Source organism: Roseibium alexandrii DFL-11 (genome assembly GCF_000158095.2).
GTDB classification, from domain to species: domain Bacteria; phylum Pseudomonadota; class Alphaproteobacteria; order Rhizobiales; family Stappiaceae; genus Roseibium; species Roseibium alexandrii.
In genome coordinates this window covers 4,833,331-4,846,283 of record NZ_CM011002.1, presented here as the reverse complement: position 1 = coordinate 4,846,283, position 12,953 = coordinate 4,833,331, and the positions used below count along the sequence as shown (strand labels likewise).

The window sequence follows — 12,953 nt, the reverse complement described above, 5'->3', positions numbered from 1 at the left end:
AGTTTTTCCGAACCGATGAACCCGCTTACGAACCGCTGCGCCGAACCTAGTTTTGATTAGAGTGCTTTTCGACACGACTGGAGCGCCTTGACATGACCGCCATTCCAGGTGGAGCTTGGAACCAAGAGACTCCGGAAGGTCCGTTTTCATCAGACGGAAAACAGCGATACGGCGCATTTAACCAGGGTTTGATTGAATTCTCGCAAATCGTCGGCTTTTTCCGCCGGAACCTGGTGCGCATCACGATTATCACAGCTGTTTTGACAGCGATCGCGCTTGTCTTATTTTCGTTTTATCCGTTCCCATACAAAGCGACTGCACTTGTACTGGTTGACCCGCGCGAGCGCAGAGTGACGCTTACCGAGAACGTTTTGCCGGGCATCGGATCAGATGCCGCTTTCCTGGAAAGTATCGTCCAAATCGTTCACTCCGATGGGTTTCTGCGTCCCGTTTTGGAAGATCTCGATGCCAAGTCCGATCCGGTTTTCGCGCGATCCGTAGGCTCGGACGATCGGGAGTTGCTCGCCGCCTTTAAGCGGCGTCTGCAAGTCAATCGGGTGGGCGCGACCTTCATTGTTGAAATATCGTTCTCGTCTAACGACCCCGAAAAATCCGCACTTTACGCCAATGCTATCGCTCAAGCTTTCGTGGACAGCCAGACTAATGCTTTGGTGTCCGCGAATGCCACTGCGGCTTCCTCGCTGGAAGAGCGCCTGAACGACTTGAGGTCAAACCTTGAGGTATCCGAAAAAGCTGTCGCGAGTTTTAAGGCAGAAAACGGCATTATCGGTGTCACTCAAGACAGCACACTGCTGCAGCGTGAACTCATCACACTGAACGAGCAGATCGTTGCTGCCAAGGCCGAGACAGAGGCCATCCGCTCAAGAGTTGAAAAGATCAGCACAGGAGCAGGACTACCCTCCACAACTGAACAATCGGATGCGGCACAGCTTGCAGAGCTGCGCAGTGAACGAGGACAGATCCTCCAAAACCTCTCCGAGTTCAGCCGCGTCTACGGCGACCGCCATCCCCGCGTAACGTCAGAGCGCAGCAAGCTGGCCGGAATCGAACGGCAAATCTCTCTAGAGCAAAGCAGGCTTCTTGCGATCCAGAAAGAGCGGCTTGAAAGCGCAAATTCCACCCTTCAAGCTTTGACGAACCAGCTCAACCAGAGGAAACAAACAGCTCATCGAACCGGGCGCGCCATGGTTCAGCTTGCAAGCCTGGAACGTGAAGCAACCGCAAACCGGCAGCTGTATGAAGAGTTTCTGGCCCGTTTCAAGGCGACCGAAAAACAGAGCGGTCTGGAACTCGGGCAAGCCCGGATCGCATCGCCGGCCTTGCCTCCTCTGAAACCAAACCGGCCAAGCCGGGTCCTGGCTGGGCTTGTTTTCCTGGTTTTGTCAGGGGGATGCGCGGTTCTTTATGCGTTTGCCCGTGAGATGAAGGGGGCTCCTACAGAGAAAAAACGCGCGCCAAAGAAGATGTCTCAATCGCCGTTTGGTTTTGGAAGACGTCAACAGACCGGGCGGAAATTCAAAGAAGGCCGGAACCGCCTTTCAGCGCCGGTTGGCAGATTGAATGAGACAATTCAGAAGATGGGCTTCCAGGAAGTGCCCGATCGCCCTATTCGTGCGCAAGGGCATGCAGGCGCGCGAGATCGCAACTATCACCCGGTCCAAACCCAAACTCATGCACTGTTCGATGCAAAGGAAACTGCGCAGTATCTGAAACGCGGTCCGCTGCGGCGTGACGTGAAGACCCTCCAAAGCAGAGGGGCAGTGGTAGTTGTGAGCTCGCTTGAGCCGAACCTAGATCAGAGTAATGTCGTTCTCGGGATTGCAGCGCTTGCAGGACAGCGCGGGCTTCCCGTGTTGCTGCTGACTGAGAACCAGAACCTGATTGACGCTCATCGAACAGCGCCCGGCTCCTTTGGTCTCCCTACAGCTCACGCACTTTCGATTGTTGATCCCGGCGAGATCGCAACGAACCACTTCCGGAACCGGCGTTCTATCCTGAAGGTCATTGAGGGCTTTTCAGTCAGCAACACAGCTCGGGATACCTGCATGATCATCGACGCTCCGCCCGTACGCAATCAAGGACAAGTCCAGCGCCTCTCAGAGTTTGCAGATCTGTTCGTCGTTGTGGAGGAAGAGTTCGAGGTACATTCAATCAACGGCGACGTTCTCTCTGGAATATCGTCTGAAGTGGAAGAAAAGCTTCGTTGGGTGACGCTCTAGTCTATTTAAGCCAACCAGCATTTCTGTTTGCTGAACGTTAATTCCCTGACGTTATCTTGCACACTGCGAAAATTCCGGAGCCTGGCGAATAGATAATGAGTCCGCAGCGTCCAAGACACACTCAGAGCGACCAAAAAAAACATGGTCCATGGGACGCCCGGCAGCTCGCACAGCTTGCCCAATCCTACCATGTCGTTGAAGTTCTCGGCGGACTTCCAATTACATGGACGGATCGAAAGACCGCAGCCGAGACCCTGATCGCGCAAGCACTCGCCAATCGGGGGGCAGCAAAAGCGCCGTTTTATTCCACTTCCGCGAATGGACAAGTCGTCGTCATGTGCAACGAGGACAATGCAGTGCGCCAGGAATTCCTTCAAGCAGATCAGATCCTTGCCGATGGGATGCCGATGGTTTGGATCGCGAGGATAAAACATGGTTTGCAGAATATCGAACGTGTAGCAACGACCGACCTCTATCACGACGTTGCTCTTGTGGCTCAAGATATCGGCGCTTCGTTCTACTTGTTCGGCGCCGATGAAAAATCCAACGCTGCGGCAGTCAGCAACACCCAGAAACTCTATCCCGATCTTAACGTCGTGGGCCGGCGAAACGGCTATTTTGGGGCGAACGAAGAAGATGCAATTGTCTCAGAGATCAACGACCTCGCGCCGGATGTATTATGGATCGGCATGGGAGTTCCCCGAGAGCAGCAATTTGTATCCCGCAACCTCAAGAAACTGACCAACGTCGGTGTCATAAAAACCTCAGGCGGGCTCTTTGATTTTCTATCACTCAAGAATCCCCGCGCGCCGGAATGGATGCAAAATCTTGGTCTGGAGTGGCTCTACAGGACGATGCAGGAGCCACGCCGTCTCGGGCCGCGCTATCTTCAAACCAATCATAAAGCGTTCTTTATCATGCTGAGAGACTGACCGTATGTGGGTGCGTACTCTGGCGAAGTTTATACTGCCCGCCTGCCTGGCAATGACTGCCTGGGGAGGTGCACATGCCAGTCCGCAAAATGCCGACCATTGTTTTACCGCTCAGACCTTTCCGGCATTTGAAAACCGTGCACTCCTGGCAACGATGGCGCGCGGTGTGAACCTGCCCAATTGGGATGCTGATGACATTTTCTATCGTCCAGATTTGAGCACCCTCAGGCGGCTTTATGAAAGCGGCTTTACACATATCCGCCTCCCCGTTTTTCATGAAGCGTTCAATACGGGCGACTGGGGATCTGAGGATCTTTCCAAGTACTCTACTGAACTCTTGGCTGTGCTGGAGAACCTTCTCGCTATCGGGTTTACGGTGACGGTCGATCTCCACCCGGACGGGACGTTCAACAAGGTCTATCGAACGGCGCCGGACGAAGGATACCGACGCCTCGAAGACAGCTGGCGCCATCTTTCATCAGTGCTGGACGGTACCAGTCCGGCAGAGGTCGCCCTTGAGTTTCTGAATGAACCGGATACGTCGCCAGAGATCTGGGAGGACCATACCGGACGGCTCTCTAGGAAGCTTCGGGAATGGCTTCCAGATCACACGTTCGTCGTTGGCCCGCACGGCCCGATGCGCCACGAAAGTCTGGCCAACTTTCCGCCGCTGACCGATGGCAACACCGTTTACGCAATCCACTTCTACGATCCATTCCTTTTCACCCATCAGGGCGCCGAATGGCATCCGCCGGACGATACGGCACGCCTTGCTACCGGCATCCCATTCCCGACGAAAGAAAACGATGCGCGGATACGAGCGCTGGTCTCCCGGCTCCAGGCAGAAGGGCATGAACAGGCTGCAGAAGAGATTCGTCGGATTTTCGAAGAACCATGGACCGAAAAAGACGTCCAGAACGCCTTTTCGACGATTGAAAACTGGTCGCAGAAGCATGGGCTTCCTGTTGTCATAAATGAGTTTGGCGTTCTTTCTTACGACGCACCACGTAACGACCGCCTCTATTGGCTGCAGACGGTTACAAAAGAAGCCGAAGCGCTTTGCATTGGCTGGACGCATTGGGATTATTCAGATGGGTTCGGCATCGTCGATCCGATGAGCCAAGCGTTGGATAACGAAGCGATAAACGCCCTTTTCGATCGCCCGGTCTCTGCGGGGGCCAACTAGGACAAACTGTCATGGATCATCCAATAGTCAGTACAGAGGCTGAATACCGGATCGAAGCGTGCAATACGTACGATTTTTTATCTGAAGAGTACTCAACACTATTTAAAGGCTCCAACGCGACGGCCTTCCAAAGTCCTCTATGGCTCCACGAGTTCTATCACACTCTTGTTCCAGGCCATGGCGCCGAGCCGCTGATCATCAAGATCTCCAGCAAAGGATCAGACCACCCTGATGCGATCCTCCCGCTTGTGCGGGAAACACATTTCGGCATTCGAATTGTCCAACCTGCAGATCTCGGAGTGGCCGACTACAACGCAATCGTGGGTTCGGAAGAAAAACTGACAGCGCTGGCAAACAATCCAAGCGTGGCGGAAGGCATTCTCTCTGCGATCCAGCCGTATCATTTGATCCTCTTCCGAAAACAGCGTCCGTGCGCATTTGATGCGGCAAAGTTGCTTCCAGGAGCAAACATAACTCCCAATACCAGCTGTTCCTATGAGGTAGATGCCGGTGCCGGGTATGATAATTGGTTTACGACATCTGTTTCAAAAAACATGCGCAAGGGTTTGAAGCGGAAAACAAATGGATTCGAGAAAACTCATGGCAAACTCGAGTTTGCCGAACTCTGTGACGAACGTTCTATAGTTGACGCGTTCCAGCTCATGCGTGAGTTACGTGAAGCACGGTATGAAGCCAATTTGTTCTCCCGTCCGGAGGTTTTTGAGTTCTATCAAAATATTGCTGTAAAGGGACAACGGCATGGAATCGCATCGACATTCGTTAGCAAATTCGAGGATAGAATTTTATCGATAGACTTTGGAGTCCGCCACAAGAGCCGCTTCCTCTTCTTGTTGGGTGCATTCTATGAAGAACAAGATTTCCAACGATATTCGCTCGGGCTTTTGGGTCTCAACGAGCTGATCCGCCGTGAAGCAGAAGCGGGACACACCATCTTTGATTTCACGATCGGCGATGAGCCTTATAAGCTTTCATTTGGCGCAGAACAGATACCGCTTACGAATATCACGGTCACCTCCGGGCCGATTGGCCGGCTGGCCTTTACCGCCTATCAGTCCCGCGGCCCATTCCGCAGGACTTTGAAGAAACTGATGCCGAAATTCAGCTGATGCTGTGACTTGAGCAGTGCATCAGCTGCGGCCTTTCCACGGCACGAGCCAGTTTTCAGCGCGGCGCATCAAGACATCGATAGCGAATCCAATCACACCGATCAGTATGATCCCCATGATTACGATGTCGGTCAGCTGAAATTTACTGGCTGCAACGATCATCTTGCCGGCCCCTTTTTCAGCAGCCACGAGTTCGGCAGCAACCACCGTCCCCCAACAAACGCCCATTGCAACCCGTGCACCGGTGAAAATCTCGGGCAATGAATTGGGCACGATCACGTGCCACAGGATCTGCGATTTGGAGGCTCCGAGGGAATAAGCAGCATGAACCTTGGATATGTTGACACCCGAAACCCCGGCACGCGCGGCAATCGTCATGATCCAAAGAGCGGCAAGAAACAGGAGGATGATCTTGCCGGACTCGCCGATCCCGAACCAGATGATCACTAGCGGGATCAGGGCCAGGGGCGGCACAGGCCGCATGAATTCGACGATCGGATCAAACCATCCCCGGAACCAGCCTGACAGTCCCATTGCATAGCCAAGCGGGATCCCGATCAGGCTTCCAAGAAGGAAACCAGCGCACACGCGCAACAGGGACCAGCCCAGGTGGTCAAGCAGGGTGATCCCCTGATAGCCATCCCCGAAAATCTCAACATACCGGTGCCAGACAGCCTCCGGTGACGGAAGCCAGATCGGCTCCATTTGCATGCCTTTGTCCGGTGTAAAGTTGAGCGAACCCTTTGCTGTCAGAGCGACAGAACCATCCGTAACAGATACCGGAGACCCGACAGCGATTGGCTGACCATCGATTGCGGTGATATTGAATCCTTCTTCCTTCTGGCCCTCATCGTTGCGATTGACCCTGATCAGACCGCTTCGCCAAGCCGCAACACTGTCGACATCGTTCTGCGCAAACCCACTGCTCGGGGCTGGTTCAGGCAGCTTCACATCTTCCCCAAGCTTGTGCACCACGACGGTCACGGTCGCGCTGTCTGTCTCTCCGGCAGCATTTTCTGCGGTGTAGGTAAACTCGGTGGTGCCCATATACGGTCCGGGCACATGGATTGGGGTCAGTTTGGAACCTGTGAAGGCCCCCCAGATAAAGAAGACAGCTAGGACCGAAATGACGGAGGCGATCCGGTTTGGCTTGACGGCACTCTCGTCTCCAAAAGTCACGGTCTTCAAACTGGTGAAATCGTTCCGGTGAACGATCCGGAGTGTGAAAAAATGAACAATGAAAAAGGCGGCCGCAAAAATTGCGATGTAGGCAATGAGAATGATCATTGGGCAGCCTCCGCACGGCCCATGATTTCCTCTTCCATTTCCCAAATCATATTGAGGATTTCATCGCGTGTTTCAGAAAAACCTTTTTCCCGCTTCACTTCACGAAGATCTGCATTCACAGCACTGTCTGCGAAGGGAAGCTGATACTCCTTGTGTATCCGGCCAGGTCTTGGCGCCATCACCAGCAGCCGTTCACCCAGCAGAAGCGCTTCTTCAACAGAGTGAGTAATCAGGATCACGGTTTTTCCGGTCTCCTTCCAAAGCTTCAGAACAAGCCCCTGCATCTTCTCGCGGGTCAAAGCGTCCAGCGCTCCAAGTGGCTCATCCATCAAAATAACATCGGGTTCATTGGCCAGACACCTTGCGAGTGCAACCCGCTGCTGCATCCCGCCAGAGAGTTCGTAGACTGCTTTTTCCTTGAAGTCCTGCAGGCCGACAATATCCAGAAGGTGATCGGTAATTTCGTCCCGTTGCTTTTTCGCCATTCCCTTCATTCGGGGCCCGAAATCAACATTGTGACGCACGTTCATCCATTCAAACAAAGCGCCTTTTTGAAAGACCATGCCGCGTTCAGGCGCCGGCCCTGTTACCGTCTCGCCATTCAGAACAACCTGACCGTCTGTTGGCGCCAGAAAACCGGCGAGGATGTTCAAAAGCGTGGTCTTGCCGCATCCGGAAGGACCAAGCACGGAGAGCAATTCACCGTCGTTTAGAGTGAGGGAAACGTCTTTGAGCGCCTGGATGGAACTGCCATTTGGCAGGTCAAAGCGCATCGAAATATTATCTATCAAAAGCGGCACGTCACTCTCCCGGTTGCCCAGCCTGGATGGGCAGCGGGCTTGCTGCCCGCTGCACCTTTTTCGCGAAACCGCACCTTACATGTTGGCGGCAGCACCAAGCGCAGACGTGTCGACCGCGCCATCATAGGAATCCCGTGCAGACGGGATGCTGCCGGCATTCACGAACACTTCCGCGACCCCCTTCATGAATTCCTGCGACCCGCCGCCGAGCCACTTGGCGCTGAGTTGATCTTCAACGCTCGGAAACACAAAGGTCGCCATGGTGCTTGATGTGTCGTCCTCGGACATACCCGCGTCCTTTGCGATCACAGGAAGCATTTCAGCGGTGTTGTCACCCGAGTTCCACATTGCATTGGCATCGGCCGTCACTTTCAGAAACTTTGAGAGAGTGTCACTTTCCTCTGCGATAAAGTCTGCAGGCGCAGATGTCACATCAAAGACCAGAATGCCGAGCTCTTCCTTCTCCGCACCTGTTAGCAAGACATTGCCATGCTCTTTCATGCGGCGGAGCGCGCCGCCCCATCCACAGACCATCTCGAGGCTGCCCTGGGCAAAAGCCGCAGCGCCATCAGCCGGTGCCATGTCGACAATATCCATTGTACCGATATCGACACCGAAATGCTCCATCTGCTTCAAGAAACCATAGTGAGCTGCCGTACCGATCGGAACACCTACCTTTTTGCCGGCAAGCTCGCTGGCGCTGTCCTTGTCGATCTCAAGCTTTTCGGCGACGACGCAGTTGTCGTTCTCCGAGTAGCTGACAGCCACATCGACGATCTGCAAGTCCTGGCCGGCGGATGTCGCGACGACGAAAGGCGGCACACCCTGGCTGACTGCGATCTGAACATCTCCGGAAGCCATCGCTGCCGACATCGCGGTGCCTGTGTCGAAGGAAACCCAGTTCACCTTCATGCCCAGCGCTTCGTCATAGAGTCCCTTTGCCTTGGCGTACTGGAACGGCATCGGCCATTCTAGAAAATATGCAACTGTCAGTTCCTCTGCTGCTGCAGGCTGGAACGCCCCCATCAGGGCCAGAAGCCCAACTGCACCACCAAGTTTCGATTTCAACGCCATGGTTCCACTCCGTTATGTTTGTGGGTCTGCCAAGCGCTAACGACAGATATTGCTCACAAGCGCGCTGGCATTTGGTGACCGTCTCATTCCACTGGGTTTCAGGCAGTTCTGTCGCTGCCCTTTGTTTCCGGAAAAAGCGTATGAGCTGCGATTTCAGCTGACAAGCGAGGGAATCCGTCTGGACCTATACCTGGCAATTCACTGGCCCTATTGCGTGATTGGTGGCTGTGCACAGTGGCGCATGATTGTGCATTGCGATGGGTTGCCCTCCCTGTTTCGGCGGCAAACCACAAGCGCACGTTTTCAGCCGGATACCGGCAGGTTTTCCAATCAACTCTGGGGATGTGGCCATGGATGCTGTTCTTGCAAAAAACGACAATTCCGACGTCATTGCCGCCGACAAGGCGCACGTTTGGCATCATCTCATTCAGCACAAGACGTTCGAGACCGTAGACCCGCGCATCATCGTTGAAGGCAAGGGACTGCGAGTTTGGGATGCCGCTGGCAAAGAGCACCTAGACGGGGTCTCCGGCGGTGTCTGGACCGTTAACGTTGGTTACGGCCGGGAGACGATTGCCCAGGCCGTCCGCGATCAGCTGGTGAAGATGAACTTCTTCGCAAATACGCTTGGATCTGTTCCAGGGGCCCTTTTTGCTGAACGGCTAATCTCCAAGATGCCGGGCATGAGCCGGGTGTTTTATTCAAACTCGGGCTCGGAGGCGAACGAGAAAGTCTTCAAGATGGTCCGCCAGATTTCCCAGCGGCACCATGGCGGCAAAAAATCCAAAATACTCTACCGTGACCGCGACTACCACGGCACCACAATTACGGCTCTGTCCGCCGGTGGTCAGGGCGAGCGTTCGGCCCACTACGGTCCGTTCACGCCTGGATTTGTTGCAGTTCCACACTGCCTGGAATACCGCAATCAATATGACAGCGCTGAAGCCTATGGGGAGCGCGCAGCTGACGCCATCGAAGAAGTCATCCTCCGTGAAGGACCGGATACGATCGGCGCGATCTGCCTTGAAACCATGACAGCGGGCGGCGGTGTCATTGTGCCGCCGGAGGGCTATTGGGAGCGTGTCCAGGAGATCTGCAAACGCCACCAGATCTTGATCCACCTCGATGAAGTCGTCTGCGGCGTCGGACGCCTTGGAACCTGGTTCGGATATCAGCAATTCGGCATCAAACCGGACTTCGTAACAATGGCAAAGGGTGTGGCCTCCGGATATGCCGCAATCTCCTGCACCGTGACCACCGAAGAAGTCTTTGACTTGTTCAAGGATGCGTCCGGTGATCCATTGAGTTATTTCCGGGACATTTCCACTTACGCTGGCTGTGCTGCAGGTCCTGCCGCAGCGCTTGAAAACATGCGCATCATCGAAGACGAAGGCCTGCTGGAAAACACGCTGTCGATGGGCGCCCGCCTGATGGAAAACCTGGAAGGCCTTAAGGAGAAACACGCCGTAGTTGGCGACGTGCGTGGCCGAGGTCTGTTTGCAGGCGTCGAACTTGTGTCCGATCGTGTGACCAAGGAACCGGCCAATGAAGCCAAGGTTCAGGCGGTCGCAGGGCATTGTATGGCCCAGGGCGTTATCATCGGCATGACCAATCGGGCGCTTCCTGGCTTCAACAACACCTTGTGTCTCGCACCGGCATTAATCGCGACTGCCGATGACATCGACCGCCTCACCAGCTCGATTGATGAGGCACTTACTGCGGTGTTCAGTTGAGGATCGGAATCCGGTCAGTAGCACGCGGATATCCTTCTTGGAAAAGAGCAAAAACCCCGGCTGCAGACCGGGGTTTTTCGTGAGTGACTGTTTTTTTCTGTTCAGACTTTCATACGGCTGCTGGTCGGATCATAGAGCGGCTTGAGGCTCGCGGTTGCTGGCACGCGAGTGCCCGCAATCTCGATTTCATAGGCCGAGCCTAGAACATTAGCAGCGCTTTCCCCATCACATGGCACGTAACCAAGACCAATCGCGGCGCCGAGTGCGTGTCCATAGGCACCGGATGACAGGTACCCGCAGACCTCGCCCTCACGAAGGATCGGTTCGGCGTGGTAGAGCATCGGCTCCGGATCCTGTAGCTGGAACTGTACCAATCGGCTTTTAGGACCAGTTTCCTTGCGCTCTAAAACGGCGTCCCGGCCAATGAAACCAGGCTTGGAGGTTTTGGCAGCAAAGCCGAGACCGGCATCGATGACGTGGTCTTCGCAGGTGATGTCATGGCCAAAGTGCCGGAAGGCCTTCTCCATACGGCAGCTGTCCATCGCGTGAAGGCCGCACAGTTTCAGCCCCTCATCCCGGCCGGCCTCCCTAAGTGTTTCGAAGACATGCGCAGCAAACTCGGTTGGCACATAGATCTCCCAACCAAGTTCGCCCACATAGCTCACCCGGTGGGCGCGGGCGAGTGCCATGCCGATTTCAATGTCTTGGGCTGTCCCGAATGGGTTGGTTTCATTGGTGAAGTCGTTTGGAGAGATCCGGCCAAGCAGCTCCCTTGACCTCGGTCCCATCAAAGCCAAAACCGCTTCCCCGGATGTCACATCGGTTAGCACCACCTGGTGATCACCCATATGACGCCGCAGCCACGTCTGGTCCGCCAGTCGGGTGGCAGCCGGAGTAACCATCAGGTAAGCGGTTTCGCTCAACCGCGTGACTGTTACATCGGCCTCGATACCGCCGGCCTCATTGAGCATCTGCGTGTACACGATCCGGCCTGTCGGCACACTCATATCGGCACCGCAAACATGGTTGAGGAAACGTTCGGCATCCGGCCCTTCAACGCGGATCTTTCCGAAGGAACTCATGTCATATAGTCCGGCGCTTTCCCGGATCGCCATGTGTTCGCGGGCGCTGTTCTCAAACCAGTTCTGGCGTTTCCAGGAATACTGATAGGCGCGATCCTGTCCTGGATCTGCGAACCAATTCGCCCGCTCCCATCCGGCCAGTTCGCCCATAACCGCACCTTGCTCCAACAGATGCCCATGGAGCGGCGTGCGCCGGATTCCCCGTGCAGTCGCCTTTTGCCGGTAAGGGAAATGATCGGCGTACAACAGCCCGAGCGTTTCCTTCGACCGTTCAAACAGATAGGTCTTGTTGCCCTGAAACGGTTGCATCCGGGAGATATCGACATCCCCGAGATCAAATGGTTTCTCGCCGCTTTCCATCCAGGCGGCCAACGCCATACCAGCGCCACCTGCGGACTGGATCCCGATGGAATTAAAGCCTGCCGCGACCCAGAAATTCTCCAGTTCCGGGGCAAGACCCAGATGGTAGGCATCGTCCGGCGTAAAACTCTCAGGTCCATTGAAGAAGGTATGGATCCCCGCCTCGGCCAGCATCGGCATGCGTTCGACCGCAGCTGCCAGGATCGGTTCGAAATGATCAAAGTCTTCCGGCAGCTGGTCGAACTCGAACTGGTCGGGAATGCCGGTCATTCCCCAGGGCTTGGCATTTGGCTCAAATGCGCCAAGCAGCATCTTGCCGGCGTCTTCCTTGTAGTAGGCACACTCGTCCGGGACACGCAGGACCGGCAGTTGCCCCAGGCCGTCGATCTGCTCGGTCACGATGTAAAAGTGCTCACAAGCATGCAGCGGAACGTTGACCCCTGCCATCCGGCCAACCTCATGCCCCCACATGCCGCCGCAATTGACCACCATCTCGGCTTCGACAAATCCGGTTTCACCGTCTTGCTCCCAACTGACACCGGTGGCTCTCCTGTCTTTGACCTCTATCCCGGTCACTTTGACCCGCTCCAGGATCCTTGCGCCTTTTTGACGTGCGCCCTTTGCCAGAGCCAGTGCGATGTTTGCCGGGTCGCCCTGACCATCGAGCGGCAGGTAAACAGCTGCGGTCGCACCACTTGTGTTGACGTGCGGATAGCGCTTCTGGACTTCGCCCAGTGAAATCTCTTCAACCTCTACCCCGAACGCCCGTGCCATGGAGGCTTGACGCAGAATTTCCTCCCGGCGTTCTGCGGTCAGCGCCATGGTAATCGAGCCGCATCTTTTAAAGCCGGTCGACAAACCCGTTTCGTCTTCCAAAGAGCCGTAGAGCTCCTGGCTGTATTTGGCGAGACGGGTCATGTTCTGGGTTGCCCGAAGCTGCGCAATCAGGCCGGCAGCATGCCAGGTCGTACCGCTGGTGAGCTGCTTGCGTTCCAGAAGCAGGATATCGCTCCAGCCTTGCTTGGCCAGGTGGTAGGCAACTGAACACCCGATGACCCCGCCACCAATAATGACAACGCGGGCTTTTGAAGGAATGGCCATGACTTATCGTCCAAATCTGGATTGAAAAAAC

General features: G+C 55.2%; 9 protein-coding genes. 5 read left to right on the top strand and 4 right to left on the bottom strand.

Annotated features, from left to right (window positions below; genetic code table 11):
• The first annotated feature begins 92 nt into the window (after window positions 1–92).
• The 4 genes from SADFL11_RS22400 (at window position 93) to SADFL11_RS22385 (ending at window position 5,485) form a co-directional block, all read left to right on the top strand.
• Complete coding sequence (locus SADFL11_RS22400; protein ID WP_050775998.1) at window positions 93–2,240, top strand: GumC family protein; 2,148 nt, start codon at window positions 93–95, stop codon at window positions 2,238–2,240.
• A gap of 335 nt (window positions 2,241–2,575) precedes the next feature.
• Complete coding sequence (locus tag SADFL11_RS22395; RefSeq protein WP_228198232.1) at window positions 2,576–3,172, top strand: WecB/TagA/CpsF family glycosyltransferase; 597 nt, start codon at window positions 2,576–2,578, stop codon at window positions 3,170–3,172.
• Between the two features lie 4 nt (window positions 3,173–3,176).
• Window positions 3,177–4,358 carry a glycoside hydrolase family 5 protein gene (locus SADFL11_RS22390; RefSeq protein ID WP_081450498.1) on the top strand — a complete coding sequence of 394 codons (1,182 nt, stop codon included), beginning with the start codon at window positions 3,177–3,179 and terminating at the stop codon, window positions 4,356–4,358.
• An 11-nt stretch (window positions 4,359–4,369) separates the two neighbouring features.
• The gene (locus SADFL11_RS22385) at window positions 4,370–5,485 is read left to right on the top strand and encodes a GNAT family N-acetyltransferase (protein WP_008190059.1); all 1,116 of its coding nucleotides are present in this window, start codon (window positions 4,370–4,372) and stop codon (window positions 5,483–5,485) included.
• Window positions 5,486–5,506: 21 nt separating this feature from the next.
• On the opposite strand, the gene SADFL11_RS22380 is transcribed toward SADFL11_RS22385, so the two are convergent.
• The 3 genes from SADFL11_RS22380 to SADFL11_RS22370 all read right to left on the bottom strand — a co-directional run bounded on the left by SADFL11_RS22380 (window position 5,507) and on the right by SADFL11_RS22370 (window position 8,646).
• Entirely contained in the window at window positions 5,507–6,772 is a 1,266-nt protein-coding gene (locus SADFL11_RS22380; RefSeq protein WP_008193077.1) for an ABC transporter permease, read from the bottom strand.
• Window positions 6,769–7,545, bottom strand: a complete 777-nt coding sequence (locus SADFL11_RS22375; protein WP_008194517.1) for an ATP-binding cassette domain-containing protein — start codon at window positions 7,543–7,545, stop codon at window positions 6,769–6,771. The genes SADFL11_RS22380 and SADFL11_RS22375 overlap by 4 nt, the downstream gene beginning before the upstream one ends.
• A 102-nt stretch (window positions 7,546–7,647) precedes the next feature.
• The gene (locus tag SADFL11_RS22370; protein WP_008194481.1) at window positions 7,648–8,646 is read right to left on the bottom strand and encodes a taurine ABC transporter substrate-binding protein; all 999 of its coding nucleotides are present in this window, start codon (window positions 8,644–8,646) and stop codon (window positions 7,648–7,650) included.
• A 350-nt stretch (window positions 8,647–8,996) separates the two neighbouring features.
• On the opposite strand from SADFL11_RS22370, the gene SADFL11_RS22365 reads away from it, so the two are divergent.
• Window positions 8,997–10,379 carry an aminotransferase family protein gene (locus tag SADFL11_RS22365; protein WP_040452493.1) on the top strand — a complete coding sequence of 461 codons (1,383 nt, stop codon included), beginning with the start codon at window positions 8,997–8,999 and terminating at the stop codon, window positions 10,377–10,379.
• 101 nt (window positions 10,380–10,480) lie between these two features.
• Here the strand turns inward: SADFL11_RS22365 and SADFL11_RS22360 are convergent, their stop codons facing one another.
• The gene (locus SADFL11_RS22360) at window positions 10,481–12,922 is read right to left on the bottom strand and encodes a GcvT family protein (protein WP_008195150.1); all 2,442 of its coding nucleotides are present in this window, start codon (window positions 12,920–12,922) and stop codon (window positions 10,481–10,483) included.
• Between the last annotated feature and the right edge of the window lie 31 nt (window positions 12,923–12,953).

Excerpts from the sequence above, each read along its gene's own strand:
- SADFL11_RS22395 (WP_228198232.1), top strand. The coding sequence starts at position 2,576 with ATGTGCAACGAGGACAATGCAGTGCGCCAGGAATTCCTTCAAGCAGAT.
- SADFL11_RS22400 (WP_050775998.1), top strand. The coding sequence starts at position 93 with ATGACCGCCATTCCAGGTGGAGCTTGGAACCAAGAGACTCCGGAAGGT.
- SADFL11_RS22390 (WP_081450498.1), top strand. The coding sequence starts at position 3,177 with ATGTGGGTGCGTACTCTGGCGAAGTTTATACTGCCCGCCTGCCTGGCA.
- SADFL11_RS22385 (WP_008190059.1), top strand. The coding sequence starts at position 4,370 with ATGGATCATCCAATAGTCAGTACAGAGGCTGAATACCGGATCGAAGCG.
- SADFL11_RS22375 (WP_008194517.1), bottom strand. The coding sequence starts at position 7,545 with ATGCGCTTTGACCTGCCAAATGGCAGTTCCATCCAGGCGCTCAAAGAC.
- SADFL11_RS22370 (WP_008194481.1), bottom strand. The coding sequence starts at position 8,646 with ATGGCGTTGAAATCGAAACTTGGTGGTGCAGTTGGGCTTCTGGCCCTG.
- SADFL11_RS22380 (WP_008193077.1), bottom strand. The coding sequence starts at position 6,772 with ATGATCATTCTCATTGCCTACATCGCAATTTTTGCGGCCGCCTTTTTC.
- SADFL11_RS22365 (WP_040452493.1), top strand. The coding sequence starts at position 8,997 with ATGGATGCTGTTCTTGCAAAAAACGACAATTCCGACGTCATTGCCGCC.
- SADFL11_RS22360 (WP_008195150.1), bottom strand. The coding sequence starts at position 12,922 with ATGGCCATTCCTTCAAAAGCCCGCGTTGTCATTATTGGTGGCGGGGTC.